The following is a 16,773-nucleotide window of genomic DNA, read 5'->3' as shown; positions in this document are numbered from 1 at the left end:
ACTGCCTAATTTGAATTATTTTTGCACAGGTATATCGCCCGTTTCGCCTTACGCCATGGGGAATGCAGCATGTTGCTGTAAAAAACATGTAAAAAAAGTCTTGATGACAGCGCTGTCAGGATTTAAGATTGTTCAAAATGACATCGCTGTCATTTCTACTTCACCTCGACGAATGGGACCACATAACTATGAAAACAAGAAATCTGAAATTCTCGACACTGGCACTCGCGGTCGCGTCGAGTTTTGCTGTGAATACGGCAACAGCACAGGAGGAAAGTGCTGAAAACGATATGATCGAAAGAATCGAAGTTTCCGGCATTCGTGCAAGCACCAAAGAAAGCATTAACAATAAACGGTTCGCGAACAGCATTGTAGACTCCATCAGCGCGCAGGATATTGGCAAGTTTCCTGATAAGAACGTCGCTGAATCGCTCTCTCGTATCACCGGTGTCGCCGTAAGTCGTGAGTTTGGTGAAGGTGAAAAAATCAGTATTCGTGGTGCGGGGCCAGACTTAAACCGTACGCTGTTAAACGGACAGACTGTCGCCTCCGCTGACTGGTTTATCCTTGACCCGTCTAACCGTTCTTTTAACTACACCCTGCTGCCATCATCCATTGTAAAAGGCCTGGAAGTGTATAAGTCGCCACAGGCGTCTATCGATGAAGGCTCTATTGGGGGTACAGTTATTCTGCGCACCCGCAAACCTCTGGAACTAGACGCCAATACCGTGAACGTTGGTGTGCAGGCCCAGTACTCAGAGACCTCGGAAGAAACGGATCCACAACTGGACGCGCTGTATTCGTGGAAAAATGACGACCAGACATTTGGTTTCCTGGTAAACGTTATCGCACAGGATCGCACCGTACGTCGTGAGGGCTTTGAAGTACTCGGATACAACAAAGTCACGCCAACCGCTGAAGACACAGACGATGCGTCCATCATTGGCAATACCTACAACGTACCTTCCCTGATCGGCGTACCACGATTTGACCAGTCACGCGAGCGACGCACCGTGTTTGCGTCACTGCAATATGCGCCAACGGATGAGATGGAATTCACACTGAATTACCTGAACTCTGAAATGGATGCCAACAACCGAAACCAGAACCTGCTGATTGGTCCGGGAGACGCGGGTAACGTTATCGAAACTATCGAAAACGGCACCATCGTGGGTGACAACAACGTGGTTGCTTCGTCATCTTCAGGCCGCCTGCCTTATAACTTCATCAACCGGGTATCGAGCACCGAAACCGAGTCTATCGATTTAGAGATGAACTACAGCACAGATACGTATCTGTTGCACCTGCAGGTAGGGACTACCGAAGCCAACGGCGGTACATTGCGCGAAACCTCGTGGGAATATGCACCGGCTGGCGGCACCGACTGGTCGTATGATCTGCGCGGCACACCTACAATCGAAACCTCAGTTGATCCCAGCGATGCAAGCCAGTTTGCTGCAGGCTGGATTTGGGGGGGTAAACGCCCTACGCATGATGCAGAAGATTATGCCCAGCTGGATCTGGAAGTCCCGGTTGAGTATGGCCCGTTCACTGCTTTGAAAACCGGCTTAAAAATTCGTAAAGCCGAGAACTCAATCCTGGATCGTCAGGTAAACAGCTGGCAGTGGGGTGAAACCACTCGTCCGGGTCTGACTGGTTCTCAGGGTCAGGATATTGCGGGTTACATGTGGTGGATATTCGACCAGTGCCCTACGCTGGCTGACTGTAACCTGTCATCAGGTTCGCAATCGGTTGATGCGGTGGTTAACGGCTCGTTTACCAATCAGGTCACGCAAAACCAGCAGGCTATGGAAGACATCGCCTTTGGCTCGCTTAATGGCGAACCTGCCGGCTATGCTGCGCACCTGTCTCTTGCTGATATTTACAAAATTGAAGAAGACATTACCGCCTTTTATGTACAGGGTGATTTCGACGGCGACGGCTACCGCGGTAACGTTGGCGTGCGTTATGTGTCGACCGACCAAACCTCTGGCGGCTATGAATTCAGTCAGGATTCGTCCGGCTTGTTAACCCTTAACTACGACTGGTTAGCGCCGTCTGAATTAGCCTGGGTGGAAGCGGAAAACGATTACAACGAGTTCTTACCCAGTGCCAACATTGCGTTTGATTTGTCAGACGACATGATCTTTCGTGTAGGTGCGGCGCGCGTTATGTCTCGTCACAACTGGACCGAGATTGCGTCAACCGAATACTTCGGTGATTTAGGTGGTGGCTCCAGTACCGGTACACGCGGTAACCCTTACCTCAAGCCGATGATTGCCAACCAGTTTGACCTGTCTTACGAGTGGTATTATGCCGAGGCGTCGATGTTCTCTGCTACCTACTTCAGCAAAACCATCTCGTCGATGCGCACGTCAAACGTCGTAACCGAGCTGCGCTCGAATGACCGCTATCAGGACGTGCCTGTTGCCTTTAACCAGCCGGTAAATGATTTGGGCGGTACTATCAACGGTATCGAGCTGAACCTGCAACATGACTTCGGTGGGTTCGGGGTCCAGGCTAACTATACCTATACCGATGCCAAATCTGACCAGACCCGTGACGAAAACGTACCCGGCTCTGGCTTATTTGAAGGTACATCGAAAAACATGATGAACCTGGTAGGTTACTATGAAAACGACACCTTTGGTGCACGCCTGATGTATAACTACCGTGATGACTGGTACCAGGGCATTTCACCCAACGGTGCAGAAGTGTGGACTGAAGGCTTTGGCCAGTGGGATGCCAGCGCGTCATACGACGTGACTGAACACATCTCGCTGACGCTTGAAGCGGTGAACCTGCTGGATGAAGAGATTGTCCAGTACAACACCGATAAGGATCGCCTGTACTCACTGTACAAAAACGGCCGCCGTTTTGTCGTGGGTGCGCGATTCTCGTTCTAACGTTGTTTGATTGATGTGTTGTTCCTTTATAGCCAAGCATCTGCTTGGCTTTTTTTCTTAACAGCACCGACAACACGCGAAGCGGCTCTCCCGCAATAGCACAGGTGTGCACCGATGGTATTGAGGCAGGGGTTCACGTAGTATGAAAGGCAGGCAATGCTCGCCGGTTGATTGACAGATATCGCGATGACAAACAGCATTAGAAAAGTCGTAATTGTGGGTGGTGGCACCGCGGGGTGGCTTACCGCGAATATCCTTGCGTCACAACTCAGCACGCAGAAAGACGCGCACGGTATTGATATTTGCCTGGTGGAATCACCTGACATTCCCACCATTGGCGTGGGTGAAGGCACCGTTCCTACCATGCGCCAGACGCTTAAGCTGATTGGCCTCAGCGAAACCGAGTTTGTGCGTGAGTGCGATGCCACGTTTAAGCAGTCTATTAACTTTGTCGACTGGCTATATCCGCCAGAGAATGGCAAGCATCATGCTTACCAGCATTTGTTTCAATACCCCGCCAATCCCGGCTTTGATCTCACGCCATACTGGCTGTTGCACGAGCATCACAATATCAGATACGAAGATCTCGTATCCGCACAGGCGCAGGCCTGTCATGCTGGCTTGGCACCAAAGAAAATTACGACCAAGGAATTTGATGGCGTATTTGATTATGCCTATCACCTCGATGCAGCTAAATTTGCGGCGTTACTGACAAAGCACGGTATACAAACGCACAACGTTCAGCATATCCTGGCAAACGTCACCTCGGTACATCAGTCTGCAAACGGTGATATTGCGTCGATTGAGACGGATAGCGCCGGCATTATCGACGGCGATTTGTTTATCGACTGTACCGGCTTTGCCTGCATGCTGCTGGGCGACACGCTGGGCGTCCCCTTTGAAGACAAAAACGATATGTTATTTGTCGATCACGCTGTGGCAATGCAAGTGCCTTATGCGGATGACACCGCGCCAATTGCCAGTCATACCATTGCGACCGCTCAGGAAGCCGGCTGGACATGGGATATTGGGTTAACGCAGCGTCGCGGTACCGGCTATGTGTATTCCTCGCAATATACCGATCACGATACCGCCGAACAGGTGCTTCGCGATTACATTGGTCCGGCAGCCGCACAATGTGAATGCCGGCACATTCCAATGAGAATAGGTTACCGCAGCGAGTTCTGGCGCAACAACTGTATCGCGATAGGGCTGTCAGCGGGGTTTCTTGAGCCTTTGGAAGCTACCGCCATTTTGCTGATCGAAGCGACAGCAAAGCTGGTAGTCGAGCAGTTCCCGGCCACCAGACTATCCATGTCACATTCAGCGAAGCGCGTGAATACGATCACCCGGTATGGGTGGGATCGCGTAATCGACTTTATCAAGCTGCATTATTTTTTAAGCCGCAGAACCGATACGCAATTCTGGATTGATAATACCCGACCGGAAACCGCTCCGGACAGCCTGTTGGAACGACTGGAAGCCTGGCGACACCGTCCGCCTGCCGAATCTGACTTCTTCAGTAAATACGAAATATTTCAGTTAGAAAACTACCAGTATGTTTTGTACGGTATGGATTTTCACACCGACCTGTCAGATTCACGTAAACGCTATTTTCACCAGTTGCAGACACAGGAATTCCGCCAGCGTATGGCGAAATACCAGACCCATGTTCTCAAAGGGTTGCCGACGCACCGGGAACTGATTGATCAAATCAGACTACACGGCATGAAAGCCATATGACACTAACCAAATGCAGTTATCATTATGAATAAAAACATTGAGTTACTAGATAATAATAAGCACCGGAACCTGAAGCTGAAAAGCACAACGCGATTTGAGCACATGTACCACCGAAACATGGTGCCACTGGTGGCAAATGAGTTTATGCACGCCGCCATCAACTTCCCGATTTTCTTTATCAAAGAAGCGAATACGGCGGAATTTAAAGCGGTGGGGTTGCTTGGGTTTGATCAGGACGAAAACCTCTACTTCACACCGGAGCGACTGAACACCAACTATTTTCCACTTAACGTGCAACGCTACCCGTTTGTGCTGACTGCAGAAACCGCAGAGTCAGAAAACTTTGCCATCGCCATTGATACGACCAGCAACCTGGTCAGTGACACGGATGGCCAGCGTTTATTTACTGATGACGGCGAGCCAACCGACAATCTGCACAAGGTGTCTGCGTTTCTGTCAGAACTGATGACCAAAGAACTCGCCACCAAAAAATTCATCGATTACCTTATCGACAACGACTTACTGCACGAAGCCTCTCTGTCCCTCGCCCTTGGCGATGACGGAAACACCAGTTTGAATGGCGTGTACAAAGTCAATGAGGAGCGTCTGGACGAGATAGAGCCGGATGTACTTGCCCAGCTTCACAAACGGCATTATCTGCCAGCGATATATGCGCACCTCACGTCAATTGGCCAGTTACAGCGCATGGTGGCGCTAAAACGCATGAAGTCACAGTCGAAATAATGATGCATCTGGAAAATCTGCCCTCGGTTGAGGTTTACCACAATGTCGACGCTGCGCGGTTTCGCGATGACATCGTCAAAAAAGGTAGACCTGCCATATTAAAAAACCTGGTAGGTAGCTGGCCGGCCGTCGCAGCAGCCAGGCAGTCGGCCGGGGATTTTATTGCGTATTTACGGTCGTATCAGTACCAGGGCAAAATTGAAGCCGTGCGCTGCCGCGCCGCTGAAAATGGCTTTATGTTTTACAACAAACGCTTCACCGGCTTCAATTTTGAACGGCGCGCGGTGACGCTTGACGGCTTCTTGAGTGATGTGCAGGCCAGTGCAGAAAACCCCGGCTATGCAACACATTCGTGGCAAAGCGCACACATCGATGATTTCTTTCCTGAGTTTTTACAACAGCACCCGATGACCCTGCTGCCCGACAGCGTGAGGCCAAGGATCTGGCTGGGAAATAACACGGTGGTCGGCACCCATAATGATGACAGTGAAAACATCGCCTGTGTGATTGCGGGAAAAAGGCGCTTCACGTTCTTTCCACCGGAACAATTGCCTAACCTTTACATCGGGCCGCTGGACAAAACCCCCGCCGGGGCTCCTGTCAGTTTAGTGGATTTGCGAGCGCCGGATTTCGCAAAATTCCCGCGAATCAAAGCGGCGCTTACCACCGCCACCATCGCGGAGGTGGAACCCGGTGATGCGGTCTATGTGCCTACCCTGTGGTGGCATCATGTTGAAGCGCTGGACGGGATCAACGGTCTGGTAAATTACTGGTATGGCGGTGCCCTGGACGACGGTAAAGCGCTGGTAGGCTTAGACACCCTGCTGTTATCGATTTTGACATACTCGCATATGTCTCCTGCGGTGAAGCAGGCATGGAAAGCCACGTTTGATCATTATGTCTGGTCCGACAGCGACACCTTTGCACATATTCCAGACCACGTGAAAGGGGTACTGGGTGACGTCCCGGATGCACAGCGTAAACAGCTGGCTAAATGGCTGGCAGATAAACTGAATGAGTATGCTGACAGTTAAATGAAAGAGCCGATTTTTATTCATATCCCCAAAACCGGTGGCACCTCAATCAACTGTGTGATTAAGGGAACGTCCTGGCAAACGCCGATAAATTACCATTACCGGCATCTGGTTTTTGAAACTAAAAAATCCAGTTGTGGCGATATTTTCCAGCGTGAAAATCTGGACCGCTACCGGGATGAATTCATCTTTATGATGCTCCGGGATCCACTCGACAGGCTCATTTCCGAATATTATTACATCCGTAATAATCAGGATTTCATGCAGTATTTAACTACACAGCCGCGAAGTTTCGAAGAATATATCGACAATCCGCAGACCAGTAACTACATGCTGAAGTTTCTGGATGGCCGGCGCATTTATGACGACAATACCGACATATCGGAGCAGCGAACCGATGACATTCTCGGCATTATTGACGAGTTAAACATCCACACCGGTATTTTTGAGCAGTACGCGCTGTCTTTATCTTACCTTTCCAGCAAAGGCGGCTTTCAATGGCCAGATACCATTGATGTAAAACGCGCCACCTTAAACCGTCCTGATGTAAGGGAAATTTCAAAAGCCCTTCGCGAAAAGATCCTTGCCAACAACGCGATGGACATGAAGCTTTATAATCACTGTCTGGCTCGTCTTGCAGAGAACACCAAGACACTGGCCGTGCAAAACATAACATTCAAAGGCGGCAGGCTGGACTTTGTGATCCCGTACACCATGTATAACTGCATTCTCGATGTGGAGTTGCAGGACAAAACCTTCATTAAAACCAACAAAACCTTTCTGGTGACGCTAAACCACTACCTGCATAAAACCGTCTCTACAGGCAAAGACTACACCAGAAACTGGCTATCACTTTTTCGTGATGCCGTGAACTTTTATTACCCCAATACCCGCTTTGCCAAACAGGTCAAAAGCATCAAACACAGCGACCCGCTTGATGAAGTGATAGCGATAGCCCGCCTGATCGACAGTGCACCACAAACCCCGGGATTAGGCCTGGATGTGACACAGCCAAAATTACAGCTGCGTTTAACCCGGGAGATGGCGCAGGTTATGCGTCAAGAGGATGCTGTTCGCAAAGGGCTTAACCGTTGGTAGCCATAAGATAAGTGAGAAAAAAACGATGATAAATTCAGAGGCGACCAGACACGTACTGATTGTGGGCGGCGGCACGTCAGGCTGGATAACCGCGGCGTACCTCGGCAAGCATTTGTCCTGTAAGGAACCTGGCGCGGTGCAGGTAACCCTGATTGAATCGGAAGATATCGGCACCATCGGCGTTGGCGAGGGGACGTTTCCCACCATGCGGGTGACACTGGAAACCTTAGGGATTTCCGAAACCGAGTTTATCCGGGAAACCAGTGCCACCTTTAAGCAGGCTGCCAAATTTGCGCACTGGCTGTACAACCCGGCAGACAATCATCCAAGAAACTATTACTACCACCCTTTCGATGTGCCGCTGGGCGGCCCTCATATGGATATTGCCAAATACTGGCTACAGGAAAAGGAGAAATACGGCCCATATTTTGATGAGGCTGTCAGCATTCAGGGCACAACCTGCGAAAATAACCTGGCGCCCAAGAAAATTACCCATAAAGAGTTTGCTGGCCTCAACTACGCCTACCACCTGGATGCAGCCGCCTTTGCCAGATTACTTCGAAAGAAAAGCGTGGAAGAGTTCGGAGTTAAACATCTGACCGGCACTGTCACAGATGTGAAAAAAGCCGCGGATGGCTCGATAGCGTCGGTGATATCTAAAGAACATGGCGAACTTCACGCTGACCTGTTTGTAGACTGCACCGGGTTTAGCGCACGCTTAATTGGTCAGGAATACAACACGGCATTTAAATCGATTGATGATGTCTTGCTGGTGGATCATGCCATTACCGTTCAGGTGCCCTATGCTGAGCCCGATGCGCCAATACCAACGCATACGATTTCGACAGCACAGGAAGCTGGCTGGACCTGGGACATCGGTTTACAACACAGACGTGGCGTAGGTTATGTTTACAGCGCCCGCCATACCAGCCACGAGCGCGCCGAGGACGTATTGCAAGCCTACCTGGGGGACAGCGTTGATTTGTCCGGCGCCCGGCGCGTCCCGATGAAAACAGGCTACCGTACTGAGCAGTGGCATAAAAACTGTGTGGCAATCGGGCTTTCTGCCGGCTTTTGTGAGCCCCTTGAGGCCACCGCCATTGCGATGATAGAGCTCGCAGCACGCTTTCTTGTCAGCGAATTCCCCTACTCAAAAGCCTCTTACCCTATTGCAGCAAAAGCGTTTAATACGTCCTTTGTTTACCGCTGGGACGCGATTGTCGATTTCGTTAAAATGCATTACTACTTATCGCGCAGAAACGACCATCAGTTCTGGCTGGATAATACCAGTCCGGAGACGGCAACAGACAGTTTGCTGGAAAAGCTTGAGAAGTGGCGCTACAGCACACCAAACCGCAACGACTTCCCCAATGTGAATGAAATGTTTGGCGTAGAAAGCAACCAGTTTGTGTTGTATGGCATGGACTATCAAAGTCATATTCAGCCCTCTGCACTGATTAACGAGCAGCATTATGCCGATAAGCTGCACAAGCAGCTGTGCATGCAGAAAGAGAAAATCAGTCAGATGTTGCCCGCTCATAACGCACTGATCGATCAGGTGTTGAAGCACGGTTTTGCCAAACTGTGACAAAGAAGGTGAGAATGAGGGTGAAGACAAACGCACAGCTGATAACGAACAACTGGTGTCATAGCCCGTTCTGTAGGGACGTTGCAAATAAAGTATGTCGAGCAGTAGGGTTGTGCGGCGCACATTGCCTGAAGAGTATCAGCTGACGGCGGTAGTGACGTAAAACGCCTGCATCAGGCAGGCGTTACAGTAAGACATCCGCGTTGCGGGTTACTATGGGTATGTTGAAGCCATAACCATCCCGCAGCCGCGGCAGAAACAGTTACTGCGCAGGCTTTTTCTTTGGTACAGGCCTGGAATAAGCACCACGGTTTACGCGTGGGCGGGAGTAGGAAGTTCGCATCAATCACCTCTGAGGTAGATAGCACCGGTAGGCAACCGGCAGTGCGTTAACAGTTGATTAACTGCACACACTATATACCCCTGTTACTCTCTCCGCGCTAGTACTTTCGGCTAACGGCTTACCGGGCTACAGAACATTTACACTGGCTTTCGTTGTGCTTTCAGCCACTTAGTCTGTTAACTCAGCGATATTTATTTTTTTTACTGGTCAATTTTCAATAAAAAACTTGTAAAACGCAGCATTTCCCTGCCAATCTACAGAGAGAGTAATCAGAGTATTGCCGTGTGGAAAAGCGTAGTTTACAAAAACATCACGCAGATGATGCCGACTTACAGGTCATACTTATTCTCAGCGGAGCTTTTGCGCTGGGCATACTGCCGTTTGTTGTAATCCGCTTCATGGCCAGCGACTGGCCGGTATTTTTACTCGATGTTATTGCCTTAGTTATCAACCTTGCCATGTTTTTTTATGTGCTGATAACCAAGCGCACCACCCTGGCACGCTGGGGTATTTCCGGCCTGTGTGTATCGGTGATGACCCTCACCATTTATCTTAAAGGGGCGGACAACATATTCTGGGTGTACCCCGCGCTGACTTCTCTGTTTTTTATGCTGCGTCCAGGTTATGCCGTTATCTTTAGCAGCCTGTTTTTGCTTAGTTCAACCATCATGGTCTGGCCACAGATGACCACGCTGGCAATGGCTCAGTTTCTGATCACCAGTAGCAGCACCCTGATGTTTTGCTTTGCTTTTTCATACCGAATGCGCCAACAGAAAAAAGAGCTGAATAACCTGGCGACTCACGACCCTCTGACTGGCGTGGCCAACCGTCGCGCGCTGGAAGAAACGCTGCTGTCGATTATCGAGCGAATTACCCGCCACCCAAACCAGCGAGCGTCCCTTCTGATGATTGACCTTGATAAATTCAAGTCGATTAACGATGAGCATGGCCATGCCATCGGCGATGCCCTGTTGGTTCATTTTGCCGATACTGTGCGCCAGCGACTGCGAGCATCTGACGGCATTTATCGGTATGGCGGTGAAGAGTTTGTGGTTATTGCAGAAAATACCTCACTGGATGAAGCCGGTATTCTGGCCGAGTCGCTACGCCTGGCGGTACAGGAAAATATGATGCATGAGGGGCTCAAATTAACGATATCCGTCGGAGTGGCCGAATATATTGCTGGTGAGTCGTCCTACCGCTGGCTGGAACGCGCAGATATGGCGCTGTATCGCGCGAAAGAAACGGGCCGCAACGTGTGCTGCACGGCATAATAATTGTGAACGTGCATCATCGCGGAATATTATCACCCTATCACCACGTCCAGGATCATCATCACCACAAAACCAATCAGTAAGGTAAACGTTGCCAGGTTCTGATTACCGTTTTGATGAGTTTCCGGAATAATTTCGTCGCTGATGATGAATAACATGGCCCCAGCAGCAAACGCCAGTGCGACCGGCATCAGCATTGACGCGCTGGCTACGGCAACCGCACCAACCAGACCGCCCACAGGCTCAACCATGCCTGATAACACGCCTACCAGCGCACATCGTGCGGGGGAATACCCAACGCTCAGCAAGGCCACAGCCACAGCGAGCCCCTCGGGTATATTCTGCAAGCCAATACCCAGTGCCAGACTCACTCCGTTAGCTACCTCGCCCCCTGCGAAGCCGACGCCAACCGCCAGCCCTTCGGGAAAATTGTGCAGCGTGATGGCAATGACGAACAGCCAGATGCGCCCCAGCTTGGTATCTGATGCCCCCTCCCGACCGGTAATAAAATGCTCGTGCGGCGCCCGCTGATGGATAGTGAACAAGGTACCGGCACCGGCCAGAACGCCTAGCGCCACCGCGATGGCGCTGAAACCTTCCGAACCGTACTCTACGGTGGCATAGTCAAGCGCCGGCAGCAGTAACGAGAAAAAAGTCGCTGCCAGCATGATCCCTGCAGCCAGACTTAACAAACCGTCTTCCATGCGACGGGACAAGGTGCGAATGGCAAACACGCCAAGGCTGCCTGCTGCGGTTCCAAGGCTGGCGCAGCTGCTGGCAATCACGCCCATTAATACGACATTTGTGGCGTCCATTACGCTCCCGAAAAAACAGTGATGTAATGGTATACCTCATGGCGCGCCGTTTTGCTCACTCTGCGTCTGAACCGATGCGGGTTTGGCACTTTACCCCACAGAATAACGGTAAGAGAATACGTGCTGCCGCGCTACCCACTCGTACTGCTCTGTGTGAGATGTCTGTTTATTCAGCGCGCGAAATTTTCAGCTTCCGACAAGCCGGTTTGTGAAGGTGTAATGGAGCTATTTCAAGCGAAACGGGCGATGTTCAAAAGCCGCGCCCTAAGTGCACGAAAGCAATCTCAGCGATGTCTGACGATGCGCGGGACGCGCTGGGATACGCGGGTCATCAGTTCATACCCGATGGTGCCGGCATGCTGAGCAACAGTATCAATATTTACCTGCTCCCCCCAAAGTTCAACACGGTCGCCGGGACGAACTTCGCCGATATCGGTCACATCCACCGTGATCATATCCATCGACACCCGGCCCGCCAGCGGTGCAAGCTGCCCGTTTATCGCCACCGGCGTACCGTTGGGGCAATGACGCGGGTAACCGTCTGCATAACCGATTGCGACTGTGGCGATCTTCGACGTGCGCTGGGCCAGCCAGTTTTGTCCATAACCGACATACTCGCCAGCGGCAATCGTGCGTACTGCCATCACGCTGGAACGTAGCGTCATCGCCGGTTTCAGTTGTGCCCGCTCTGGCACATCCGGCCCACTGCCAAACACAGCCACGCCTAACCGGTTCCAGTCTGCCTGACTTTGCGGCCAGGCCAGTGTGGCCGGAGAATTGGCAATACTTATCGGCAGATCAATGCGGTTTGTCAGTGCCCCGAAAGCATCCAGCTGCTGTTGCGTAAAAGGATTGTCCAAATCATCAGCACAGGCAAGGTGGGTTGCCAGTACCGTTTCTGATGTTATCAACGTCTGATATGTGTTGAGGATCGGCGCGACTTCATCAATCGCAAACCCAAGGCGATGCATGCCAGAGTCGACCTTCAACCAGATATGAGGGCGCTGCCCTTCCGGTAACGCCATTAACCAGTCGAGCTGACCATGATGATGCGCCACCATAATACAATCGCTGGCTCTGGCGAGTGCACATTCGCGCTGCTGATGCGGGCCTTCTAACACAACAATGGGTGCAGTAATACCGGCCTCTCGCAGGGCGATAGCTTCTTCTATGATTGCCACCGCAAACCGCGGACTGATATCCCGTAACAGACGCGCCACATTCACCGCACCATGACCGTAGGCATCAGCTTTAATCACAGCCATGCTGCGACTATGCGGCGCATTAGCCTGAAGCAGCTTAAAATTATGAATGATGGCGTCGGCGTGAATAATAGCCTGGGTCTGTCTGCTCACCGTACGATCATGTCCTGTCAGAAATACACTGGCACGAAGTGTACCACGACCACATGATTTTAGAATTTCCAAAGCATCATTACTTTTTCATGTGTTACCCGTTGTATCGCTGCGCTTTCCTCCGGAACCCGGTATACAAACCAACAGGAATAAACTATTCTATTTTTCACAAAAGCTAAGAATGATTCATTATGCTACGTCACTACACGACAGCCGATCTCTACGTGTTTCTGGCCTATGGCCTGGTGCTGGTGTGCAGTGGCTGGCTGTTCAACCGACGTGCGAAGTCCACAGACGATTACTTCTTAGGCGGGCACAATATGCCGGTGTGGGTCGTCGCCATCTCAGTACTGGCAACTTCGCAATCTGCCGCCACCTTCCTGGGCGGTCCGGACCAGGGGTATCGCAGTGATCTCACCTATCTGGCCACGAACCTGGGTGCCTTTCTGGCAGCGTTCTTTGTTGCGCTGTTTCTCATTCCCCGTTTTTATCAACTGCAGGTTTTCACCGTTTACGAGCTTTTGGAAAAACGCTTTGGCAGCGCGGCAAAACGTCAGGCCGGATTGATGTACCTGTTTGGCCGTATTTTTGCCAGTGGTGCCAGGCTGTATATGGGAGCACTGGCGATAGCGATGATCCTGTTCGGCAATATCGACGCTTCCAGCGTGATTATTGCCACGCTGATAATCACGCTGACAGGGCTGGTATACACCGTTTACGGTGGGATCCGCAGCGTTATCTATTCTGATGTTCTGCAAGCCGGCATCTATGTGGGCGCAGCCGTTGCCGCTATTGCAGCACTGCTGTATGCCATACCGGCAGATACCAGCGCGATTCTTGACGCGCTGGCAAACCCGGGCCCCGGGCAGGACTCCAAACTGACATTGTTTTCCACAGAGCTGAATTTCGGTCCCGATGGCGTGTTTTCTCTGTGGTCGGTATTCACCGGATTTGTGCTGTTGAACATCGCCGCCTTTGGTTTGGATCAGGACATGACACAGCGGCTTCTTACCTGCAAAAATGCCCGAGAAGGCAGTAAAGCCATGCTGATGTCAGTGGTGATGGTGATCCCGGTTATGCTGCTGTTTATCACCATTGGCTTGTTGCTGTGGGTATATTACTCGCGCCCGGATTTGATGATGTCGGGAACCAGCTCCGCACCCGCGCCAACCTTTGCCGGAGAACCGGTTACTATTTTTATGTACTATGTGCTTACGGCGATACCGGACGGGATCCGCGGACTGGTCACCGTCGGCATCATGGCTGCTGCATTGTCGACCTTAAATTCCGGATTGAACTCGATGTCCAGCGTATTGATCCAGGATCTTTACCGGCCATGGCGGGAAGCACGCCAGCGCCATACTCAGGAAAGCCATTATGTGACGGCTGGGCGAATAAGCATGGTGTTGGTGGCAACGGCGTTAGGTGCCATGGCCTGTCTGTGCTACTACTGGCAACAATATACCGACACGCCGTTGTTACAGTTTGCGCTTGGCGTGATGGTGTTCTCCTATTCCGGTTTGCTCGGCGTGTATTTTGTTACCTTGTTTACTACACGGGGCAATCGCTATTCGGTAACCAGCGCGCTGCTGACAGGCTTTATCGTGCCGCTTAGTTTGCAACCCTATATTGCCGGTCTATGGCTGCCCGACGCATGGCAACTACACCTTGGGTTCACCTGGCAACTGGTGCTGGGAACCTTCTTGTCTACTCTGGTTTGTCTTGCCGGCAAACCGCTGCAGGCCGAACCAGCCTCACACTACACAGGTGCATCATGACACACGATAACGAAAACACGATGCTGCTGGCACAGCTTGACCGCATCGTATCTGAGGGCAGAAACCCGGATACCATGGACATAGACTTACTGCCGACAGAAGCCATTCTGGCGCGCATCAATCATGAAGACGCTAAAGTAGCGCCAGCTGTTACCGCAGAACTTCCGGCTATTGCCCGCGCCGTGGATTGTATTGTCGGGAAGCTTCAGTCTGGCGGACGCCTGATTTATATCGGTGCCGGCACCAGCGGGCGTCTGGGCATACTCGATGCGGTCGAGTGCCGCCCCACCTTCAGCGTACCTGACTCGCTGGTTGTGGGTCTGATTGCCGGTGGCGATAAAGCCATTGTGCATGCCGTTGAAGGCGCTGAAGACAACCATGCTCAGGGTAAAGCGGATGTGCAGGCAGTGAATCTGACATCCAGTGACGTGCTGGTTGGGCTCTCTGCCAGTGGACGCACTCCCTACGTGACAGGTGCACTGGAGTATGCCAGAGAAATCGACGCCGGTACGGTGGGTATCGCCTGTAATCCCGGGGCGCCAATTCTGCAGGCAGCAGACATACCGATCTGTCCGGTTGTTGGCCCGGAAGTCCTCACTGGCTCAACAAGAATGAAGTCAGGCACTGCGCAGAAACTGGTACTGAATATGTTAAGTACTGCCACCATGATCCGTCTGGGTAAAACCTATGAGAACCTGATGGTAGATGTGAATGCCACCAATGAGAAACTCAAAGCCCGGGCCAGACGCATCGTGATGCAGGCTACCGAGTGTGATGAGGCCACCGCTATCGACGCGCTGGCCAAAGCTGGCAATCAGGCAAAACTGGCCATACTGATGATCCTTACCGGCGATTCTGCCGAGGCAGCCAGAACGAAACTTAATGCGCATCAGGGCTTCCTGCGCAAGGCGACGGAGCAACACTAATGCGCGTTTTTCTGTTGACTCTGATGATGTGTTGGCTGCCTGTTGCAAACGGCATTGTTGTAGGCGCGGATCAACCTGCGCAGTATCTTCCTCATCTGAAAGATCGCCGGGTATCGCTGGTGGTAAACCAGACATCCACTGTTGATGGCAAGCACCTCGTCGACTTTTTACTCGACAACGGCATAACTGTGGCATCGGTGATGGCACCAGAGCACGGCTTTCGCGGCGATCAGGGCGCGGGCGAAATCATTCGCGACGGAATAGATACCAAAACAGGCGTTCCCATTCTGTCTATTTACGGGGCAAATAAAAAACCGTCGCCCGACATGCTTAACGATATCGATATCCTGATTTTTGATATTCAGGATGTCGGTACCCGTTTTTATACTTACATCAGTACCCTTCACTATGTCATGGAAGCGGCGGCGGAAAACGACGTTCCACTGATGGTGCTTGACCGGCCTAACCCGAACGGCCGTTTTGTGGATGGTCCTGTACGACAGCCAGGATTCGAGAGCTTTGTTGGTGTGGATCCAATCCCGGTGCTGCACGGTATGACTGTCGGCGAACTGGCTCTGATGATCAAGGGCGAGGGCTGGATAAATGAGGCTGACCGCCTGTTGCTGGAAATCGTACCGGTACAAGACTACGAACGCACCATGCCATGGTCTGTCGCAGTGGCCCCCAGCCCCAATCTGCCGAACGATACGGCAATCAGGCTATATCCTTCGCTGTGCTTTTTTGAAGGCACTGCGGTCAGCGTGGGTCGCGGCACGCCGTTGCCTTTTCAGCTATACGGCCATGACGTGGTCGCGCTTGGCGATACGCCATTTACGCCGGTGTCGATGGCATCTGCGCCCTCTCCCAAACTGCAAGGCAAAGAGATAATGGCAACTGTGCTTACCGACAGTCCGATAGCGGGGCTGGACTTATCGTTGTTGCTAGAAAGCTACCAGGCATTCAAGGCCAACGCACAGCCCTTTTTCACGCGTCCGGCGTTTTTCGACAAACTGGCAGGCACCGATTCACTGCGTGAGGCAATAATGCGCGGAGAGAGTGAAGCGCAGATACGTGCAGGCTGGCAGGAAGAGTTGGCTACGTTCAGGCGCCAGCGCGCGCCCTACCTGTTGTATCCTCCTGATTCGCCGTGAACCGCTGGGCCGACAGAC

Annotated in this window: 12 protein-coding genes; 10 read left to right on the top strand and 2 right to left on the bottom strand. The window is 51.8% G+C overall.

What is annotated here, in order from left to right:
* The first annotated feature begins 188 nt into the window (after nucleotides 1–188).
* The 7 genes from JKP77_RS14145 to JKP77_RS22690 all read left to right on the top strand — a co-directional run bounded on the left by JKP77_RS14145 (nucleotide 189) and on the right by JKP77_RS22690 (nucleotide 10,730).
* Nucleotides 189–2,906 carry a TonB-dependent receptor gene (locus JKP77_RS14145; RefSeq protein WP_218311809.1) on the top strand — a complete coding sequence of 906 codons (2,718 nt, stop codon included), beginning with the start codon at nucleotides 189–191 and terminating at the stop codon, nucleotides 2,904–2,906.
* 186 nt (nucleotides 2,907–3,092) lie between these two features.
* Entirely contained in the window at nucleotides 3,093–4,649 is a 1,557-nt protein-coding gene (locus JKP77_RS14140) for a tryptophan halogenase family protein (RefSeq protein ID WP_218311808.1), read from the top strand.
* A gap of 24 nt (nucleotides 4,650–4,673) precedes the next feature.
* Entirely contained in the window at nucleotides 4,674–5,393 is a 720-nt protein-coding gene (locus JKP77_RS14135; protein ID WP_218311807.1) for a SapC family protein, read from the top strand.
* Nucleotides 5,393–6,427, top strand: coding sequence for a cupin-like domain-containing protein (locus JKP77_RS14130; protein ID WP_218311806.1), 1,035 nt, complete (start codon nucleotides 5,393–5,395; stop codon nucleotides 6,425–6,427). Before JKP77_RS14135 ends, JKP77_RS14130 begins: the two co-directional genes overlap by 1 nt.
* Nucleotides 6,428–7,525 carry a sulfotransferase family 2 domain-containing protein gene (locus tag JKP77_RS14125; protein ID WP_218311805.1) on the top strand — a complete coding sequence of 366 codons (1,098 nt, stop codon included), beginning with the start codon at nucleotides 6,428–6,430 and terminating at the stop codon, nucleotides 7,523–7,525. It abuts the gene before it with no gap.
* 25 nt (nucleotides 7,526–7,550) lie between these two features.
* Nucleotides 7,551–9,113 (top strand): tryptophan halogenase family protein, encoded by a 1,563-nt coding sequence (locus tag JKP77_RS14120; RefSeq protein WP_218311804.1) that lies wholly within the window; start codon nucleotides 7,551–7,553, stop codon nucleotides 9,111–9,113.
* 627 nt (nucleotides 9,114–9,740) lie between these two features.
* Entirely contained in the window at nucleotides 9,741–10,730 is a 990-nt protein-coding gene (locus tag JKP77_RS22690; RefSeq protein WP_218311803.1) for a GGDEF domain-containing protein, read from the top strand.
* 32 nt (nucleotides 10,731–10,762) lie between these two features.
* Here the strand turns inward: JKP77_RS22690 and JKP77_RS14110 are convergent, their stop codons facing one another.
* Nucleotides 10,763–11,545, bottom strand: coding sequence for a ZIP family metal transporter (locus tag JKP77_RS14110; RefSeq protein WP_218311802.1), 783 nt, complete (start codon nucleotides 11,543–11,545; stop codon nucleotides 10,763–10,765).
* 284 nt (nucleotides 11,546–11,829) lie between these two features.
* Nucleotides 11,830–12,900, bottom strand: a complete 1,071-nt coding sequence (gene alr / locus JKP77_RS14105; RefSeq protein WP_218311801.1) for an alanine racemase — start codon at nucleotides 12,898–12,900, stop codon at nucleotides 11,830–11,832.
* Between the two features lie 191 nt (nucleotides 12,901–13,091).
* Here alr and JKP77_RS14100 point away from each other — a divergent pair, with 191 nt between their 5' ends.
* The 3 genes from JKP77_RS14100 to JKP77_RS14090 are packed head-to-tail and all read left to right on the top strand — an operon-like array spanning nucleotide 13,092 to nucleotide 16,755.
* Complete coding sequence (locus JKP77_RS14100; protein ID WP_218311800.1) at nucleotides 13,092–14,678, top strand: sodium:solute symporter; 1,587 nt, start codon at nucleotides 13,092–13,094, stop codon at nucleotides 14,676–14,678.
* Nucleotides 14,675–15,604, top strand: a complete 930-nt coding sequence (gene murQ / locus JKP77_RS14095; RefSeq protein ID WP_218311799.1) for an N-acetylmuramic acid 6-phosphate etherase — start codon at nucleotides 14,675–14,677, stop codon at nucleotides 15,602–15,604. Before JKP77_RS14100 ends, murQ begins: the two co-directional genes overlap by 4 nt.
* Entirely contained in the window at nucleotides 15,604–16,755 is a 1,152-nt protein-coding gene (locus JKP77_RS14090) for an exo-beta-N-acetylmuramidase NamZ family protein (protein ID WP_218311798.1), read from the top strand. Before murQ ends, JKP77_RS14090 begins: the two co-directional genes overlap by 1 nt.
* Nucleotides 16,756–16,773 lie beyond the last annotated feature (18 nt).

Source organism: Alteromonas antoniana (genome assembly GCF_019249295.1).
In the GTDB taxonomy this organism is placed as follows: Bacteria; Pseudomonadota; Gammaproteobacteria; order Enterobacterales; family Alteromonadaceae; genus Alteromonas; species Alteromonas antoniana.
This window is presented reverse-complemented; position numbering and strand designations above follow the sequence as displayed.

Coding starts and splice junctions, on each gene's coding strand:
- JKP77_RS14130 (WP_218311806.1), top strand. CDS start 5,393: ATGATGCATCTGGAAAATCTGCCCTCGGTTGAGGTTTACCACAATGTC.
- JKP77_RS14145 (WP_218311809.1), top strand. CDS start 189: ATGAAAACAAGAAATCTGAAATTCTCGACACTGGCACTCGCGGTCGCG.
- JKP77_RS14110 (WP_218311802.1), bottom strand. CDS start 11,545: ATGGACGCCACAAATGTCGTATTAATGGGCGTGATTGCCAGCAGCTGC.
- JKP77_RS14090 (WP_218311798.1), top strand. CDS start 15,604: ATGCGCGTTTTTCTGTTGACTCTGATGATGTGTTGGCTGCCTGTTGCA.
- JKP77_RS14100 (WP_218311800.1), top strand. CDS start 13,092: ATGCTACGTCACTACACGACAGCCGATCTCTACGTGTTTCTGGCCTAT.
- JKP77_RS14125 (WP_218311805.1), top strand. CDS start 6,428: ATGAAAGAGCCGATTTTTATTCATATCCCCAAAACCGGTGGCACCTCA.
- JKP77_RS14135 (WP_218311807.1), top strand. CDS start 4,674: ATGAATAAAAACATTGAGTTACTAGATAATAATAAGCACCGGAACCTG.
- JKP77_RS14140 (WP_218311808.1), top strand. CDS start 3,093: ATGACAAACAGCATTAGAAAAGTCGTAATTGTGGGTGGTGGCACCGCG.
- JKP77_RS14120 (WP_218311804.1), top strand. CDS start 7,551: ATGATAAATTCAGAGGCGACCAGACACGTACTGATTGTGGGCGGCGGC.
- murQ (WP_218311799.1), top strand. CDS start 14,675: ATGACACACGATAACGAAAACACGATGCTGCTGGCACAGCTTGACCGC.